Annotated in this window: 16 protein-coding genes and 2 pseudogenes; 7 read left to right on the top strand and 11 right to left on the bottom strand. The window is 36.3% G+C overall.

Translation table 11 applies throughout. The features are described from left to right. Positions 1-9 precede the first annotated feature (9 nt). Positions 10-540, bottom strand: a complete 531-nt coding sequence (locus HCX62_RS05645; RefSeq protein WP_185637563.1) for a PadR family transcriptional regulator — start codon at positions 538-540, stop codon at positions 10-12. A 165-nt stretch (positions 541-705) separates the two neighbouring features. On the opposite strand from HCX62_RS05645, the gene mdrL reads away from it, so the two are divergent. From mdrL to HCX62_RS05665, 4 genes and pseudogenes are all read left to right on the top strand, one after another. Next, positions 706-1899: a multidrug efflux MFS transporter MdrL gene (gene mdrL / locus HCX62_RS05650; protein ID WP_185637565.1), complete on the top strand. Its 1194-nt coding sequence runs from the start codon at positions 706-708 to the stop codon at positions 1897-1899. Positions 1900-2032: 133 nt separating this feature from the next. Further along, positions 2033-2580 (top strand): annotated as a pseudogene (locus HCX62_RS05655) (DUF2975 domain-containing protein). A gap of 15 nt (positions 2581-2595) precedes the next feature. Beyond that, positions 2596-2823, top strand: coding sequence for a helix-turn-helix domain-containing protein (locus tag HCX62_RS05660; protein ID WP_185638038.1), 228 nt, complete (start codon positions 2596-2598; stop codon positions 2821-2823). Positions 2824-2866: 43 nt separating this feature from the next. Next, entirely contained in the window at positions 2867-3400 is a 534-nt protein-coding gene (locus HCX62_RS05665) for a P-loop NTPase family protein (RefSeq protein WP_185637567.1), read from the top strand. A gap of 360 nt (positions 3401-3760) precedes the next feature. On the opposite strand, the gene HCX62_RS05670 is transcribed toward HCX62_RS05665, so the two are convergent. The 4 genes and pseudogenes from HCX62_RS05670 to HCX62_RS05680 all read right to left on the bottom strand — a co-directional run bounded on the left by HCX62_RS05670 (position 3761) and on the right by HCX62_RS05680 (position 7015). Next, positions 3761-4072 (bottom strand): hypothetical protein, encoded by a 312-nt coding sequence (locus HCX62_RS05670; RefSeq protein ID WP_185637568.1) that lies wholly within the window; start codon positions 4070-4072, stop codon positions 3761-3763. 26 nt (positions 4073-4098) lie between these two features. Continuing rightward, entirely contained in the window at positions 4099-4923 is an 825-nt protein-coding gene (locus HCX62_RS14100; protein WP_376740666.1) for an EndoU domain-containing protein, read from the bottom strand. Then, a pseudogene (locus tag HCX62_RS14105) lies at positions 4900-5527 on the bottom strand (T7SS effector LXG polymorphic toxin); the annotation flags it as partial. The gene HCX62_RS14100 and the pseudogene HCX62_RS14105, both read right to left, overlap by 24 nt. Positions 5528-5845: 318 nt before the next feature. Continuing rightward, a complete protein-coding gene (locus tag HCX62_RS05680; protein WP_185637569.1) occupies positions 5846-7015 on the bottom strand; it encodes a thiolase family protein in 1170 nt (389 codons plus the stop codon). Positions 7016-7164: 149 nt separating this feature from the next. Between HCX62_RS05680 and HCX62_RS05685 the strand changes: the two genes are divergently transcribed. Next, positions 7165-8331, top strand: a complete 1167-nt coding sequence (locus HCX62_RS05685; protein WP_185637572.1) for a hydroxymethylglutaryl-CoA synthase — start codon at positions 7165-7167, stop codon at positions 8329-8331. A 23-nt stretch (positions 8332-8354) separates the two neighbouring features. Here the strand turns inward: HCX62_RS05685 and HCX62_RS05690 are convergent, their stop codons facing one another. The 5 genes from HCX62_RS05690 to murB form a co-directional block, all read right to left on the bottom strand. Beyond that, on the bottom strand, positions 8355-8954 hold the full coding sequence (locus HCX62_RS05690; RefSeq protein ID WP_185637573.1) for a VanZ family protein: 600 nt from the start codon (positions 8952-8954) through the stop codon (positions 8355-8357). 69 nt (positions 8955-9023) lie between these two features. Continuing rightward, entirely contained in the window at positions 9024-10268 is a 1245-nt protein-coding gene (locus HCX62_RS05695) for an MFS transporter (protein WP_185637575.1), read from the bottom strand. Positions 10269-10286: 18 nt separating this feature from the next. Then, positions 10287-11555, bottom strand: coding sequence for an alkaline phosphatase family protein (locus tag HCX62_RS05700; protein WP_185637577.1), 1269 nt, complete (start codon positions 11553-11555; stop codon positions 10287-10289). Positions 11556-11618: 63 nt separating this feature from the next. Continuing rightward, positions 11619-12656, bottom strand: a complete 1038-nt coding sequence (locus HCX62_RS05705) for an AI-2E family transporter (RefSeq protein ID WP_185637579.1) — start codon at positions 12654-12656, stop codon at positions 11619-11621. Between the two features lie 16 nt (positions 12657-12672). Then, complete coding sequence (gene murB / locus HCX62_RS05710) at positions 12673-13569, bottom strand: UDP-N-acetylmuramate dehydrogenase (protein ID WP_185637581.1); 897 nt, start codon at positions 13567-13569, stop codon at positions 12673-12675. A 214-nt stretch (positions 13570-13783) separates the two neighbouring features. Between murB and HCX62_RS05715 the strand changes: the two genes are divergently transcribed. Then, positions 13784-14767 carry an ABC transporter ATP-binding protein gene (locus HCX62_RS05715; protein ID WP_185637583.1) on the top strand — a complete coding sequence of 328 codons (984 nt, stop codon included), beginning with the start codon at positions 13784-13786 and terminating at the stop codon, positions 14765-14767. Further along, complete coding sequence (locus HCX62_RS05720) at positions 14764-16278, top strand: ABC transporter permease/substrate-binding protein (protein WP_185637585.1); 1515 nt, start codon at positions 14764-14766, stop codon at positions 16276-16278. The genes HCX62_RS05715 and HCX62_RS05720 overlap by 4 nt, the downstream gene beginning before the upstream one ends. 41 nt (positions 16279-16319) lie before the next feature. Here HCX62_RS05720 and HCX62_RS05725 read toward each other — a convergent pair whose 3' ends face one another. Further along, complete coding sequence (locus HCX62_RS05725; RefSeq protein ID WP_185637587.1) at positions 16320-17150, bottom strand: hypothetical protein; 831 nt, start codon at positions 17148-17150, stop codon at positions 16320-16322. Positions 17151-17223: the final 73 nt, after the last annotated feature.

Below are 17223 nucleotides of genomic sequence, written 5' to 3' on the forward strand. Positions count from 1 at the left end.
CCGGTTTTTTTATAGTATTTTATACATTTCTTCGCACCATTTTAGTTCTGTTTGAATTAAATCTAGTTTTCTTGCATAGACTTGATAAGACATATTTTTCAGTTTGTCTTGTTTGGTTTTTAAATCAAATAAATGAGCAAAATGGTCAAGTGTTTCTTCAATTAAGCCTAATTGTTCTTTTAAATAGTTTTCTCTTTCTTGGATAAGCCCTTTAGTTCTAGTATTATTTAGCCAATCTAGCTGTACTTTCGTGGTGAATTCATCTCTTGTCACCGGAATTTTAAGCGGCGTTTCTGACCATTCAAGTAAGGAGTCTAAGCCGGTTTGTGTAATCGTATAGACTTTTTTATCCGGTTTTTTATCTTGGGAATGCTTATGTACAACTAAAAAACCTGCTTTTTCTAACTTAGATAGCGAAGGATAGATTTGGCTATGATGCGTATTTTGCATAATTCTAAGCCGATTTGCTAGTTCATAACCGCTAGAAGCTTCCCGAGCAATCATTTGCAGTAACGTATATTCTAAAACATTTGGTATCATACAATACACCTCTAAATTTCTATTTAACCTTATTGTAAGCGATAAACATCAATAAGTAAAATACTTACATATGTAATAAATTATATATGTAAATATTGACATTGGTATTTATCAAGCGTAGTATAATAGTTGAGTTTTATTTGGAAAGGGAAGTGTAGTTGGATTATGATGACAGACAAGGAAATGAACACGGGGAAATGGATAACAGCAGCAGCTAGTTTGCTTGCGTTTATGGGAATAGGGGTAGTCGATCCACTTTTGCCATCGATTGCAGAAAGTATCGGAGCATCTCATTCGCAAGTAGAAATGTTATTTACGGCATATATTTTTACTATGGCGATTATGATGATTCCAATTGGGATCGTTGCAGGGAAACTAGGTGATAAAAAATTAATCGTTATCGGCCTATTTATTGTTACTATTTTTGCTTTATTATGTGGCTTATCAGACACAATTGGCGCGTTATCTATTTTTCGGGCTGGATGGGGCTTTGGGAACTCGATGTTTATGGCTACGGCAATGACAATGTTAATCGCCTTATCGGAGACGCCGGGACATGCCATTGGGATTTATGAAGCTTCGATGGGCCTTGGAATGGCATTCGGGCCGTTACTAGGTGGGATTTTAGGTAATATTTCATGGCGTTATCCATTTTTTGCCACAGCTTGCTTGATTTTTATCGCATTTTTACTTATTTTATTCAAAGTGAAAGAACCTAAAAAAGTCGTCCAAGCACCAACCGAAAAAAATGAAGTTGCGATTAAACAGATGTTACATCTATTTAAATATCGTCCATTTTTACAAATTGCATTTAGCGGAATGTTTTATTATTATTGCTTCTTTACAATTTTGGCTTATTCGCCACTTGTGCTTGGTTTATCGGCCATTCAAATTGGCTTTGTGTTTTTCGCTTGGGGGTTATGCTTAGCGCTTGGATCAGCAAAAGTTTCGCACGCATTGGAATTTCGCTTTAATAGTAAGCAAATTTTAAAAGGTTCGTTACTTGTCTGTGCTATTATCTTAGCTTTACTTGGATTTATTGATAATACTGCAGTGGATATTGGTTTGATTGTGATTTCAGGCTTGGTTTTAGGTATTAATAATGCCTTATTTACAACAACTGTCATGGAGCATTCACCGTATGCAAGAAGCGTAACGAGTGGGGCGTATAACTTTGTTCGTTGGTTGGGGGCAGCATTCGCACCGCTTTGCTCAGGATTACTCAGCGAAGCACTAGGTATGAAAATGCCGTTTATCGTCGCTAGTGTGATTTGCTTAGCTGGCATGGGGCTACTATTTATTAAACTAAAACCAGCACACTTCACATTACAACAATCTACTTCAATTGAAAGTGAATAAAATTGGAAAGGCTGAGCATATGATGTTCAGTCTTTTTTTATGTTAAGGATTAATTATTTAACGTTTATCGTTAAATATGTATTGACATTCTCTCTTTGGACTATGTATAATTTAGAAAAAAGGGAGAGATTATATGAAACTAAAGCGATTACAAAAAATGAGTTATTTTCTACATATTGCTCTTAAAATTTTATCGGTAAGTTCCGTAATAATGGCTATAATCGTTGTTTTAATGAAGTTTTTTAGTAGCAAAAATGTTATGATGAATAAGTTGGAATCAGATTCGATCTTTCATTTTCAAACAGAATTTTTCGCTGGCGTGGATAATCAGCAATATGTTCAAACTGAGGAATGGATTTTAGTAGGTACAGCTGTTTTTTCTAGTATTTTAATCGCATGGTTACTATGGATTACAAGTATGATTTTTAAAGATTTAGCAGCAGAATTTACGCCTTTTATGATATTGAAGTGAATAGATTACAAAGAATTGCATGGTTATTGCTTGTTTATTCACTAGTACCACAAATAGTCTATTCTATTTTGCATACAGTGCTTATACCAGGCTATAGCATTACTTTGGGGCTGAACATGTCATTTTTCTTTGCGCTGATTTTTTATTGCTTAACAGAAATATTTCGTTATGGTGCATCTTTGCAAAAAGAATCTGATGAAACTTTATGATTGGAGCGAAAAATGATGGCAATTGTATTAAGGCTGGACCGGATAATGGCCGACCGCAAAATCTCTTTAAACCAGCTATCCCAAGAAGTCGGTGTAGCAAATGTGAACCTATCCAAAATAAAAACTGGCAAAGTAAGCGCCATTCGGTTTTCGACGCTAAATGAAATATGCAAAGTCTTGAACTGCCAACCTGGCGATATTTTAGAGTATGTAGCGGATGCTTCTGTTGATAGCGAACTTTAAATGCGTTAGATTAATCATACATAGTTAGATAAGGAGCACTTAAATGGATAGACATAATGAATTGCAAACAGTGTTAACAAACAAGCAAAAAGTATTGATTATTGGTCCTAACGGCGCCGGAAAATCCACTTTTGCTGCAAAACTTGGAAAACGCTATAATTTTGAAGTTTGTCACTTAGATAAGCTTTTTTGGCAGGAAAATTGGAATGCTGTGACAAAAATTGAATTTGAAAATAAAGTGAATGAAATTATGTGCTCTGAACAGCCATATATCATAGACGGCGATTATTTTTTCAATTTGGAGAAAAGACTTGAACATTCAGATTTAGTTATTTGGATAAAAATTCCTTTGCTAGTATGTGTTGCAAATATCGTTAAGAGAAGATTTAAATATATGATGACCGCACGACCAGATATAACTGAAGGCTGCGAGGAAAAATTAAGTTTATCGTTTTTAATGTACGCTTTAAGGTATAATAAGCGTTCTGGGAAACAAACGAAGGAATTATTGGGAAATGCGTATGATAAAGAGCTGTTTGTAATAGATAGTTATAGGAAGTTGAAGAATTATTGTTGATAATAGTCGATGAATGCTTAGGAATAATGGATTTATGATGGATTAGGTGTTTATTGGTTGTTTGTGATAATGTTTACTTCCTATAATATATATTATGTCAACTAGAAAAGGAAGATATAAATCAAGTGAGAAATGTTGCCCTCTCTCGAATTATATCATTGGTTATTTAATCTTAATTACATGCTACATATTAAATGTAATTAATTTCGCAATGGTTTTTTTGCATATGAAATATCCATTTCTAAATCTAAATATTGTTATAAATAACGCTTAACGAAGGAACTAAGAAATAAACATCAAATAAAGTTTATTCAATAATTGCAGTTAACTTTTGTTAGTTGACTAACAACTCGATTTTATTTAATTTTCAATGTAACTTTCAGCATCATCAATAAAAAATGTTAATTTCAAATCGGGAAATTTTTTATCTAGTTCTCTTAAACAAGAAATAAATTTTCTGCTTTGTATTTTTTCGGAAACATCATCAAAAACCGAACTAATTAATAATACATCTTCCTTAGAACAATTATTTAAATAATTGATAGTTTCATCTTCGCTCGTAGATAAAATAGTGGTTAGTTCTGTCCAATTCTTTTCAAGTCCAAAGTCATCTTCTTCATGTATACTTCTTCGCTGTTCTAAATTCTCTTTAATTTTATTAGATATATTCATAATTGTCCTCCCTTTTAAATAATTATTTAAGGTTGTTTTGTACTATCTGGAAAAATAGTTCCAATTTGCCCATCCGTTTTTATTACGCCAACTCGTACACCATTATAATCTCCAAAGATAACTTCACCATTTTTTGCATCTGCAAAGTTTGATTGGCTAGCAATATGTTGTCCTGCTCGTTCAATATCTTTTTTTGTCCAAGATTCTGGAAACCATGATTGCCCTGTGCCAGCCCGTTTAGATGGTGTTTTATGGTGTGGGACATTGCCAGTTCTAACGCCATTAGGATAAGTTTTTTCAATATTTACTTCAAATCCATTTTTCTTCAGAAAATCAATATTAGATTGTCCGTGTCCTCCACCTTTCATTTTAGACACTTTTCCAGTAGATGGATTGATAGTAAAATCTCCAACATCAGAATGCTTCAAACTTTGTTCCGGGATTTCAACTTTAGGAACATCAGCCTTGATAACTTTTTTTCTTCTCTTTAGTAAACCTTTAGGAATCTTAAATTTTTCCCCTTTATACCCACCAGCAGTATAGCGGAAAATAAGACCACTTATGATACTAAACCCTTGCGCCTTACTTATCTCTTGCCCAGTAACAGGGTCTACCCCTTCTTTCACCGATTGAATAACTGCCTGCAACAACTCGGCTTCTTCTTGCGCTTCATTGCTTTCATGCGGCATTTCTCCACCAAGCACGGCGGCATTATACGCGTTCGTTGCTTCTACATCTACTATACCATTTTTCATTAACACCCACATTTGACAACGGTACGTTTTTTGATATTCGTCAAAATTGAATGTTTTTTCGTTATCTTTTAGCGCTTTTCCTAAGGCGTTTTGCATCCGGGTTAAGGTGGTGAAATTTAGTTTGCTCATGTCATAGGTGCCCGTTTTACTGTTAAATTGAATGTTCGACTGGAGTTCGCGAATGGTTTGCTGAATCCCTTGGATTAAATCTGTTAAATTATCAAAAAAATCGCTATGACTCTGTTCAAAAGCCAAGTATTTTTCTAAAATATTTTCTTGTTTGTAGGCGATACTTAGCTGTGAACGATAACTCTGCATCTTCCGTTCCAGTATTCATTTGCTGGACTAGTGCTTCTTTTTTAGCTTCGATGCGATCAATCATTTTTCCGAGTTCGTATAAGCCGTCCGCATCAATTTTAGCATCAGCCGAATCATCTACTTGGGTGTGAAAATCGGCTATGTATTGCGCTAATCGTTCTTCGCTTTCGTTCATAGCTTCGATTATCGCATCACATAATGGGAAATAGGTCATTTGATAATAATTTTTCGATGCATCAACTGCTTTTCCTTTTAAACTGCCATCTTCGATATAGTTTTTCACAGCAGTTTTGATGTCTTGAATGTTTTTTCTTCCTGCTTCATTGGCTGTATGTAGTTGGTACGCGAAGGTTTGTATTTCTCCGATGTCAATTCGGCTCAATAAGTATCAGTCCTTTATGTATTGACTTTAGTTGTATTTCCCGTTTCTTCAAACATGTGAAAATATTAACAATAACTCAGACTAATTATAGCAGGTACAGGTCTACTTTTATTACGTTGTTTGTTCTATTCAATCACAAAAGCCTTAATCACCATTATGATTAAGACCAAAAGAAACTTATTTCGCTCTTTTTCTTCTTGTATTAAAGATATAAACTCCGCCGATTAACAAACTAACGCCGATAATTGAAAGCAAACAAGCTAAAATCATCTAGTAATTGATTTTAGCTTGTTATTGTTATTAAAATGTAGTGTGTTATCAGGCTCTTTCAACGATAATGGCAATTCCAATGCCGCCACCAATACATAAGGAAGCCACTCCAAGATGCTTGTTTTCTTGTTTTAACTCATTCAACAAGGAGGCAATAATGCGTGCTCCAGATGCTCCGATTGGATGACCTAGTGCAATTGCGCCTCCGTAAATATTAAGTTTCTCTTCCGGAATTTTCAAATCACGAGCTACTGCAACGGATTGTGATGCAAAAGCTTCATTTAAATGGAATAAATCAATTTCATCAATTGTGTATCCGCCTTTAGTTAAAGCTTCATTAACTGCGTAGTACGGCGCATAGCCCATGATTGCTGGATCAACGCCGATTTCAGATGTTACTTTAATTGTCGCGATATAAGGAATGTTTTCAGCGATTGCTTTTTCCTTCGACATTAAAATAATTGCGGATGCTCCGTCGTTTATACCAGAAGCATTACCCGCTGTGACAGTTCCGTCTTCTTTAAATACGCTTTTTAATGTAGCTAGTTTTTCTAAAGTAGAATTAGCGCGGATTGTTTCGTCGGCTTCGAAAAGTGAGCCATCTGGAAGTTCGACGGGGATAATTTCTTCGCTAAAAAGATTTTTTTCTTGCGCACTTGCGGCTTTCATTTGTGAGTTGTGAGCAAATTTATCTTGTTCTTCTCGAGATACGGAGAATTTTTCAGCAACATTTTCTGCTGTGATGCCCATGTGATATTCGCCGTAAACATCAGTTAGTCCGTCAATTAACATGCTATTTCTTAAATTTTTTGGATTGAATTCTTCACCAACTAGTTCAGGGCTAAGTAACAATGGGGCTTGGGACATGTTTTCGGTCCCCCCTACTGCTACGATATCGGCCTCTCCTAGTTGAATTGCTTGTCTGCCAAGCATAATTGATTTTAAACCGGATCCACAAACTTCATTGATAGTGACGCCGGGTACTTTATAAGGAATGCCTGCTTTAATAGCGACTTGTCTAGCTACGTTTTGGCCAAGGCCGGCTTGTAACACATTACCGAAAATAACTTGATCTACGCGGTCTGGAGCAATGTTGGCTCTTTCTAAAACGCCTTTTAGAGCGGTAGCGCCAAGGTCTACTGCACTGATGTCTTTCAAACTGCCACCGAATTTTCCAATTGGTGTTCTAACTGCATCTATTATAACTACTTCGTTCATAGCAATCTCCTTTAAATGTAATCTAACCGTATTATATCATGAAACTTGCTAAAAACTCACTAGATTAAGCCCAATGTATTGTATTTTATGCATTTTTCTACTAAAATTAGAGTACTTACAAATAAAATATAAAGGACTTGAGAGTACATATGAAAATTGGAATTGATAAAATAGGTTTTTATACTCCTGCATTTTATGTTGATATGACAGAACTTGCTGAAGCTAGAAATATTGACCCTAATAAATTTACTATTGGTATTGGCCAAGATAAAATGGCTTTTGCCCCTATTACACAAGATTCTGTAACAATGGGTGCAAACGCTGCTTTACAAATTTTAGATGATGAAGATTTGAAAAAAATTGATTTAGTTATTTTAGCTACTGAATCGGGCATTGATGAGTCAAAAGCTGGAGCAGTTTATATTCACCGTTTACTAGGTATTCAGCCTTTCTCTCGTGCTATTGAAATAAAAGAAGCTTGTTACGGGGCAACTGCTGGGATTAATTTAGCGAAAGATTATGTAGCGAAACATCCTGATAGTAAAGTACTTGTTATTGGCTCGGATATTGCTCGTTACGGTCTTGCAACTGGCGGCGAAGCAACACAAGGAGCTGGAGCGGTAGCGATGCTAATTGCGGCTAATCCACGCTGTATCACACTTGAGGATGATAATGTTTTCTATACAGAAGATATTATGGACTTTTGGCGTCCGGTTTACTCCGAATATGCTTGTGTAGAAGGTAAATATTCGACAGAACAGTACATCCACTTCTTCCAAACTATCTGGGAAAAGTATTCAGCAAAATTTGGCAAGAATTTAGAGGATTTCGCAGCTATTTGTTTCCATTTACCATATACGAAAATGGGTAAAAAAGCGTTAGATACTATAATTGAAACAGCTCCAACTGAGGTTCAAGAAAGATTGTTGGAAAATTATCGTCTAAGTACGCTTTATAGCCGCAATGTCGGTAATATTTACACTGGTTCCCTTTATTTAAGCTTTATTTCCTTGTTAGATAATCAAGCAGATTTACAAGCAGAGGATAAAATTGGCTTCTTTAGTTACGGGTCTGGGGCTGTTGGCGAGTTCTTCCATGGAGTACTGCAACCTGATTATAAAAAATATATCCGTAAAGACGAGCATGCGGAACTGTTAGCGAACCGCACGAAATTAGCTATTCCGGATTATGAAACAAGATTTAAACAACAATTGCCAAAAGATGGTTCTACTTTTGAAGTGGACCCAGCTAGCGATCCAGCAGCGATTGTGTTAACTGGAATTCAAGACCATAAACGTCAATATATCAAAAAATAATCAAAAAAACCGACTAGGCTAAATCAGCTAGTCGGTTTTACTTTGAGTTGTTTAAATTTTCTTGGGGACAAAAAACGAATCACGATGTACCCAAGCATAATTCCGCAAACATTGAGGAAGACGTCTCCGGTATCAAAGAATCCCACGTGCATGATGTACTGCGCCCCTTCTACCGCGAAAATCAACATTCCGGCGGATACTAGTGCCGTGAAAAATCCCAATTTCTTTAATAAAAAGCCAATTGGTACAAAAGCTAATACATTTCCCACAATAATGACCCGTAAATTACCAGATAAAAATGTATCAACAAATCCAAAGGTATCACTTGAAAAACCTTGTGTATCGGAAGCTTTTCCGAATAATAAACAAAGTAGAATACTGAAATAAATAATGTAACAAAAAACGAGCAATGCTTTATTTATTTTCCAGTTTACTAATTGTACAGCGACAAAATAGAGTAAAATCGCCGTGATGCCGACCGTAATGTAGCCCATATGACTAACTGTGGCCATTACGTGCTTTAAATAAAAATAAAGCCATCCCTGGAACCAGGAAAAATACATCGTTACAGCAGCAAATATCGAAATAAGCGGTAAAACAAGAATTATAAAGTATCTTTTCATCCTGGTGTCCTCCTTTTCAAATGGTAACTCAAGGATAACACTTGAAAATAAGGACTTTCTTAAAAGGATTTAAAGATTTTCTAAGTTTTTCTCTTTTACGAATAAAAATAGAATGCCGCCAACGAGGAAAAGTACGATTAAACTTGCGACCCCATATTGCGTTTTCCCAGTGATTTGTGTGATTACGCCCATAAGTGCCGGCCCGATAATTGCTGAAAATTTTCCGAAAATGTTATAAAAACCATAAAATTCATTGGAACGTTTTTTAGGAATAATTTTTCCGAAGAAAGATCTACTTAATGCTTGAATGCCGCCTTGGGACGTTCCGACCAGCATTGCTAAAATCCAAAAATCGAGCGCGGATTTCATAAATACGGCATAAATACAAATGATAATATAAACAAATATTGCAGTGAAAATAAGTGGTTTTGCGCTGAAACGTTTCGCTAAATAGCCGTACAGCAACGTAAATGGGAATGCGACCAGTTGCGTCATTAAGAGAATCAAAATTAACGTCGTCTGCGAAATACCAAGATCAATCCCGTAAGATGTCGCCATGCGGAAAATCGTATCCACACCATCTATGTAGAAAAAATAAGCAATTAGAAAAATGACAATATTTTTATGTTCGCTAATATGACTAACGGTATGAAATAATCGTTTGAAACTTGTTTTTACGGGATTTTTCACCGCTGGAATATAATGGATTTGATGCACATTTTTCCACATTGGAATCGTGAAAAACAGCCACCAAAGCGCCGTCATAACAAAACCAATATTGACAAGTGCTACATCACTAATCGGCAAGATACCTGTCGCTTGAAAAATGATGAAAATAATAAAAGGAATACAACTTCCTAAATAACCATACGCGTAACCAGCCGAGGACACTTTATCCATCCGATCATTCGTTGTTACATCAATTAAAAACGCATCATAAAATATATTTGCGCCAGAAAAGCCAATTAACGATATCACGTAAAAACCAAGTAATAACAGCCAGGCATCGGTTGGTATGAAAATTAATAAAAAAGTAAAAGCAATTCCGATGGCCGTGAAAATGCCGAAAAATCGTTTCTTGAAAAATTGATAATCAGCAATCGTTCCGAGTATTGGTGCTAGTAGTGAAATAAGTAAAGTTCCAATCGAGTTTGCATAGCCCCAATAAGCGGTCGAAGTAGTATCTGCAATCCCTGCATTGGCCGCTACCCCTTTAAAATAAATCGGTAAAATCGCGGTTGTAATCATGATGGAATAGGCCGAATTCGCCCAATCTTGAAAAATCCAACTTTTCTCCTCTTTTGTATATGCCAAGTGTGTTTCTCCCCTTTTCTATTCGAATAGCGCTTCTATCACTGTGCCAGCAGTACTAGGAAATTGTAACCCTAAAATCTTGGCAAATGTAGGAGCTTCATCAACTAAATGCGCGCTTGTAATTTTTTCTCTCTTTTTAATACCTGGTCCGTTGAAAATAATCGTCGTCTTGTAATCTGGTTTATTAGGTGAGTAACCGTGGACAGCCTTATAATAGCCGGGTTTGCCAAGTAGTTCCTCGGTCACTTCTTCGTATAACGGACCATATAAATCGTCCATAAAGTAGTATCCAGACTTCCCTTCCACCATAAAAGCAGCCTTGTTATCTGCGCCACGACGAGTAATTTCCTCCGTTGTTAAAACTTCTTCTATTTCGGTCATGTTTTGAAGCAAATGCTGGATTTCTTGCGTATGTAGATCATTTTTTGTATAGATATAACATGAGCCATCACAGCTTTTGGCGTATACTTCCCATTCGGTAATCTTATCTTCCACAACGGTTGCCCACCCTTTTTCAGCAAAAAGGACATTTAAGCGGATGGCGTGGGTCACATCGATCTGATAATGATCCCCGAGAATAGCGAAAACAGTATCTTCGTAGATTCCGGCGTCTTTTGTCGCTTTGATAATATCAGCTAAGCGGTTATCATGCCTTTTTAACGCTGCTTTTGCTTCTGGTGAATGGACTCCGTGTTGATGCCGCATACTATCCATATCAACCAAATGTGTTAATAGTAAGGTTGGTTTTTTCGTTTTAATCGTATCAACTACACTGGCTGTCAAAAATATATCAAGATCTGGCTGATTTATCCCTTTGCGTAAATGGCCAAATTTCCGGTCCATATCGATTAAAAATAACGGCGAACTCGCATGCAGTGATACCATCATTTGCGTTAACCAAAAGCGATTTGGGAAAATTTCGGCAATATTATAATCAATCCCACTTTTTGCGGCAACGGGCCATAAAAATGCTGCAGTTGTCATTCCTTTTTCTTTTGCTAAATCATAAAGCGTTGGTACTTGAATCGCTTTTTTATACCAATACCAATCAGGAGAATCTTTTTCTGGCTGGATTTTTGTATTATTAACGATACCATGCGTTGCGGGATAATGGCCGGTGATAATACTCGTATGCGCTGGATAAGTTAATGATGGATAAATCGTTTCTACTTCCTGAATATGGGTCCCTGTTTCAATTAACTCGCGTAAAACTGGTAAATCAGCTGTGTCTTGTAAATCGAGCGCCCCAAGTGCATCTAATGAAATCACAAAAAGATGTTTTTCCATTATTTTCTCCCCTTTCAAAAAAACAGGGATTTTCCAGCAAATCTGGAAGAACCCCCGTGTGAATTACGTATGACTGATTGTATCTTTTGGCTGTTCAATTTCCTCTTGATTTGTAACGCCTAGTACATCTAAGAAGAACATAACGACTGGAATACCAACGATTAATCCCCAAATCCCAAAGAAATGCTCTCCGAAAATAAGAATAATGAAAGTATAAAAAACTGGTAAATTGGTTTTTGCCGACATAAGTTTTGGATTAAGAACATATGATTCTAGCGCATGGATAATGATTACGACAATTAAGATGTAGAAAATATATTCTACGCCGCCGACAGAATAACCGATGATTGTTAGCGGGATAAGAGAAATAATCACCCCAGCCACCGGAATTAAACCAAGCAAGAACACCATAATCGATAAAGTCATCAATTGTGGGAATCCTAAAATCCAAAGCGCAATCGTTGTTAAAACCGCATTGACAAGCGCAATAATAAATTGAGCTTCGATTACTTTACCGAAAGTCGCAACAAATTTTGAGCCGAAAAACTTAACTTCTTCATAGATAAAACCAATTTTACTTGTAGAAAACTGATTGGTGAAGGAAACTAAGTGTTCTTTGCCTAATGAGAAAAATAGGCTTAACATCAGCGCGATAAATACATTCATCAAGACCGTTCCGACATTCGTTAAGTATGTCAAAATCATCGAAACACCTTGTTCTGTGTATTTCATAATATCAAATTGATTCGCTAAGCTGACAATGTAATTAATGAAATCATTATTACTATCTGTTTTTAAGAACGTATTACCAAATTTCACCAGCTGATTTATTTGATCCGCTAAGACAGGAATGTACTTAACGAATACAAAGACGATAACCGCGGCGATTAAGGCGTAAAGTATCAATACAATAATTTGCCGGTAAATCGAAATCCTCCGCAATATAAAGTTTTCCAGACGTGTAATAAGATAAGAAAAAATGAATGTTAATAAAATAATATTCATTTGACTTCTAAGTAAGTACAAGACGAAGGCAATTAAAATAAATACTCCCACTCGTCGTACACTGCGATTTTGTAAAAATGAACTAAGCTCTTTCAAAAATGGATGACCTCCTCTACTTATCTTCGCCAATGATTTTAACTTCTGTTTCTAATTCTACATCGAATTTCTCGCGTACAGTTTTTTGAACATAGGCGATTAAATCCATATAATCAGTAGCAGTTGCGCCGCCGATATTAACAATAAATCCTGCATGTTTTAATGAAACTTGCGCGCCACCGATAATATGGCCTTGTAAGCCACTATCTTGTATTAACTTACCGGCAAAATGACCGGGTGGACGTTTAAACACGCTACCACAAGAAGGATATTCTAATGGTTGTTTTGATTCGCGTGCTGCGGTTAATTCATCCATTTTTGCTTGGATTGTATTTTTGTCATCTAACGTTAAAGAAAAAGTCGCATCTAACACAATGTAATTTTTCTCAGCAATCGTGCTAAAACGATACGCTGCTTTTAGCTCAGAACGCTGTAATTTCTTTAATTCACCTGTTTGGGTCAATACGGTAGCTGCTTCTAAAACATCGCTAATTTCACCGCCATATGCCCCCGCATTCATATGTAGTGCACCGCCAATAGATCCGGGAATACCGCAAGCGAATTCGAGACCACTTAGGCTCTCGTCAAGGGCGAATTTTGCTGTATCAATAAGTTTGGCGCCACTCATTGCGATAATCTGCGTATTGTTTCTTTCAATTGTTTGTAGTAAATCAAGATGTAGTATAACGCCGCGAATTCCGCCGTCTTTGATAATGAGGTTAGATCCGTTTCCAAGAATAGTTAACGGAATCTTATTTTGGTGGCAGTATGACACTACTTCTTGGGTTTCTTCTATTGTCTTTGGCATAACGAAAATGTCAGCCATGCCCCCTGTTTTCGTATACGTATAGTTAGATAACGGTTCATTTAATTTAATCGTTATATGTGGAAACTGTGCTTGTAAGTTATTCATTATTTATTTCAAACCTTTCATGGTTGTAGTTTAAAAATCACTTTCTTTATTTTATCATGGAACCGCGCTTTTACAAAGAATTCCAGAGTTTTTTTATCAAAATAGGAATATTTAAGTATATTTTAGGGTAATTGGATGATATGTTCTTGAGTATTAAAATCAAAAATGTTATGATATAGAACATACATTCGATTAAAGGGAAAGGGATGAAAAAATGATTCGTTTTGATAATGTATCAAAAAAATATGGCGATGATAAGACCGCTGTAAACAACGTGACTTTAGACATTAAAGACGGCGAGTTCTTTGTTTTCATCGGACCGAGTGGTTGCGGGAAAACAACAACATTAAAAATGATTAATCGCTTGATTCCACTTACAACTGGGACCATTTATATTAATGAGAAGCGAATTAGTGATTACGATATTCACGAACTTCGCTGGGATATCGGCTATGTATTACAACAAATTGCACTCTTTCCTCATATGACAATTGAAGAAAATATTGCGATTGTTCCAGAATTAAAGAAATGGAGCAAAGAAAAAATTCACGATCGAATTACGGAATTATTAGATAGTGTTGGGCTCGATCCTGAAAGCTACCGTAATCGTAAACCAGCAGAGCTCTCTGGCGGTGAACAGCAACGGGTTGGCGTCGTTCGTGCACTTGCAGCAGATCCAGGAATTATTCTGATGGATGAGCCTTTTAGTGCGCTTGACCCTATCTCTCGTCAACGTTTACAGCAAGATATTTCCGCCCTTCAAAAGAAAATTAAGAAAACAATTGTGTTTGTTACGCATGATATGCAAGAAGCATTAGCGCTTGGGGACCGGATTTGTGTGATGCAAGGTGGAGAAATCGTTCAAGTTGCAACCCCACAAGAAATTATCAAAAATCCAGAAAATGATTTTGTAAAAGATTTCTTAGCATCCGGCCATGCTTTCAATACACCAATTTTAGAAGGAAGTTTTACTGTAAATGATTTGATTGAGGCTGATTTGTTCTATGCTTATCAAGCTAGTGATGGTACGCTAGGGATTTCTTCCAAAGAACCTGTCGAAAATCTCGTGCGTCGCATTGCTGAAGAACAATCTATTCCTGTCACAGATGAAATGGGTAACTTTATCGGTACGATTGCAAATAGGCATGTGATGCAATTTTTAGCGCGTCATCTGGAAAGTACGGGTGAGCTTGTATGAATACACTATTAGATACATTTGCCGTCCGTAAAGATGAACTATTCACCGCTTTAGTACAGCATATTCAGATTTCCTTTGTGTCGCTTTTTATTGCCGTATTAATTGCTTTACCACTAGGCATTTACTTAACAAGACATAAGCGGCTTGCTGAACCAATTATTCAAGTAGCTGCCATTTTCCAAACGATTCCTTCTCTTGCCTTACTTGGGTTATTAATTCCCCTTGTTGGTATTGGGATAGTTCCAGCGATTATTGCACTAGTTATTTATGCCCTCTTGCCTATTTTAAGGAATACATATACTGGGATAAAAGAAGTTGATCCGGCTCTTGTCGAAGCTTCACGCGCAATGGGAATGAACAAATGGAAACGATTATACAAAGTGCAATTACCCCTTGCAATGCCCGTAATAATGGCTGGTATTCGTACCGCGATGGTATTAATTATCGGTACTGCAACACTCGCTGCATTAATTGGTGCCGGCGGACTTGGGGACTTGATTTTACTTGGGATTGACCGCAACGATAATAGTTTAATTTTGCTTGGTGCTATTCCAGCAGCATTACTCGCTATCTTGTTTGATTTCCTATTACGTTTCCTTGAGAAAGCATCTTTTAAAAGCACGATTATTACTATTTCTGCGGGTATTTTACTCACTGCCGCAATCATCGTCGTTCCTTATTTTGCGTCCGATAAAAAAGAAATTACGATTGCTGGTAAATTAGGCGCAGAACCAGAAATCTTGATTAATATGTACAAGTTAGTTATCGAAGACGAAACCGATTTAAAAGTCAACGTGAAGCCGAATATGGGTAAAACTAGCTTCGTATTTAATGCGTTAAAATCAGGTGATATTGATATTTATCCTGAATTTACGGGGACGGTGTTAGAAACTTTCTTAAAGGAAAACGCAAAAACACATGATCCAGAGCAAGTTTACACGCAAGCACGTGATGGTGTGGCAAAAGATTTCAAGATGACTTACTTAGAACCAATGAAATACAATAATACCTATGCACTTGCCGTATCACCTGAATTTGCGAAAGAAAATAATCTGGAAAAAATATCCGATTTAGGTCCGGTATCAGATCAAGTAAAAGCTGGATTCACACTTGAATTCAAGGACCGTGCAGATGGCTATAAAGGCATTCAAGACAAATACGGACTGACATTCTCTAACCTAAAAACGATGGAACCGAAACTGCGCTATAATGCGATTAAAAATGGGGATATCAACTTGCTAGATGCTTACTCGACAGACAGTGAACTTGCGCAGTATAAATTAAAAGTGCTAGAGGATGACGAGCAACTCTTCCCTCCTTACCAAGGTGCGCCACTTATGCTGACGAAAACATTAGATAAATACCCAGAACTGAAAAAACCATTAAACAAACTTGCTGGTAAAATTACAGACGATGAAATGCGCAAAATGAACTATGAAGTCAATGTAAATGGTAAATCAGCTTATACAGTTGCAAAAGATTATCTACAAGATCAAGGTATTATCAAATAAAAAGAAAGCTAGGTGGCGTGAAAAACCACTTAGCTTTCTTTTTATTGTCTGATTAAGTTTTTAACTTTATTAACGTTCGGTTTATAGAAACGACAATGTGTTTCAAATTCTTTGTTAAATTCAGCTGCTCGTTGGGTTAAAGATTGCTCGTGATCAAGCATTAATCCTTCTTCAAGGAGCGGTGTAAGTGAAATGATTTGGTCGAAAACAAGACCGGCATTTGTATCACTTAAAACAGAAACCATTTTGCCAAGGGCTTTTTGTTTTTCTGTAGGAAGCTCTTTTTGATGAAGATGGAACCATTTTGCTAATTGTTTACGATTTTTTCGGGTTGCTTCTAAGTAGATGCTTTGAGCATAAGCGGCTTTAGCAAATGCAATCGATAAATTTTCAGCAGATTCCCAGTCTTCTTCTAAAATCTCGCCTTGCATTTTGATTTTTTGGTTGAGCAAAGTAATATCTTCTTGATAAATATCCATTTTGTGTTGTTGCTGTTTGTAAACTTCCATCGCTAAATTAAGTTCATCGATGGTTGGCTGCATTTTTTCGCCAAAAATAGTATTATCATTTAAAATTAATTGCGTTTGTTCTATTTTTTCAGCAATAATGCTATCGCGTTCTTTAATTACGTGGGATCGTTTACCTAAGTACTCAAAATAGAAATTATACTTTTGAATGCGATTAACTACTGCTTCTGCTTGTTTCACGGTTGCTGGTTCTTCTTCGGAATTTAAGACAGTCACACCAGCTACTTTACTTAATTTAGTATAAATAATAATCGTGAAATCTTCTCCGTCCAAATGGATTTTGTACGGTAGTTTATGTTGCTGTTCTAAAAGCCTTTTATGTTGTTTTAATAGTTTATCCGTCATTGTTATTCAACACCTTTACTACGCCATTAGTATTATATAATTCAATTATATAGTATAAAGATGAAAATTTCGA

The organism is Listeria swaminathanii, assembly GCF_014229645.1.
Lineage (GTDB): Bacteria > Bacillota > Bacilli > Lactobacillales > Listeriaceae > Listeria > Listeria swaminathanii.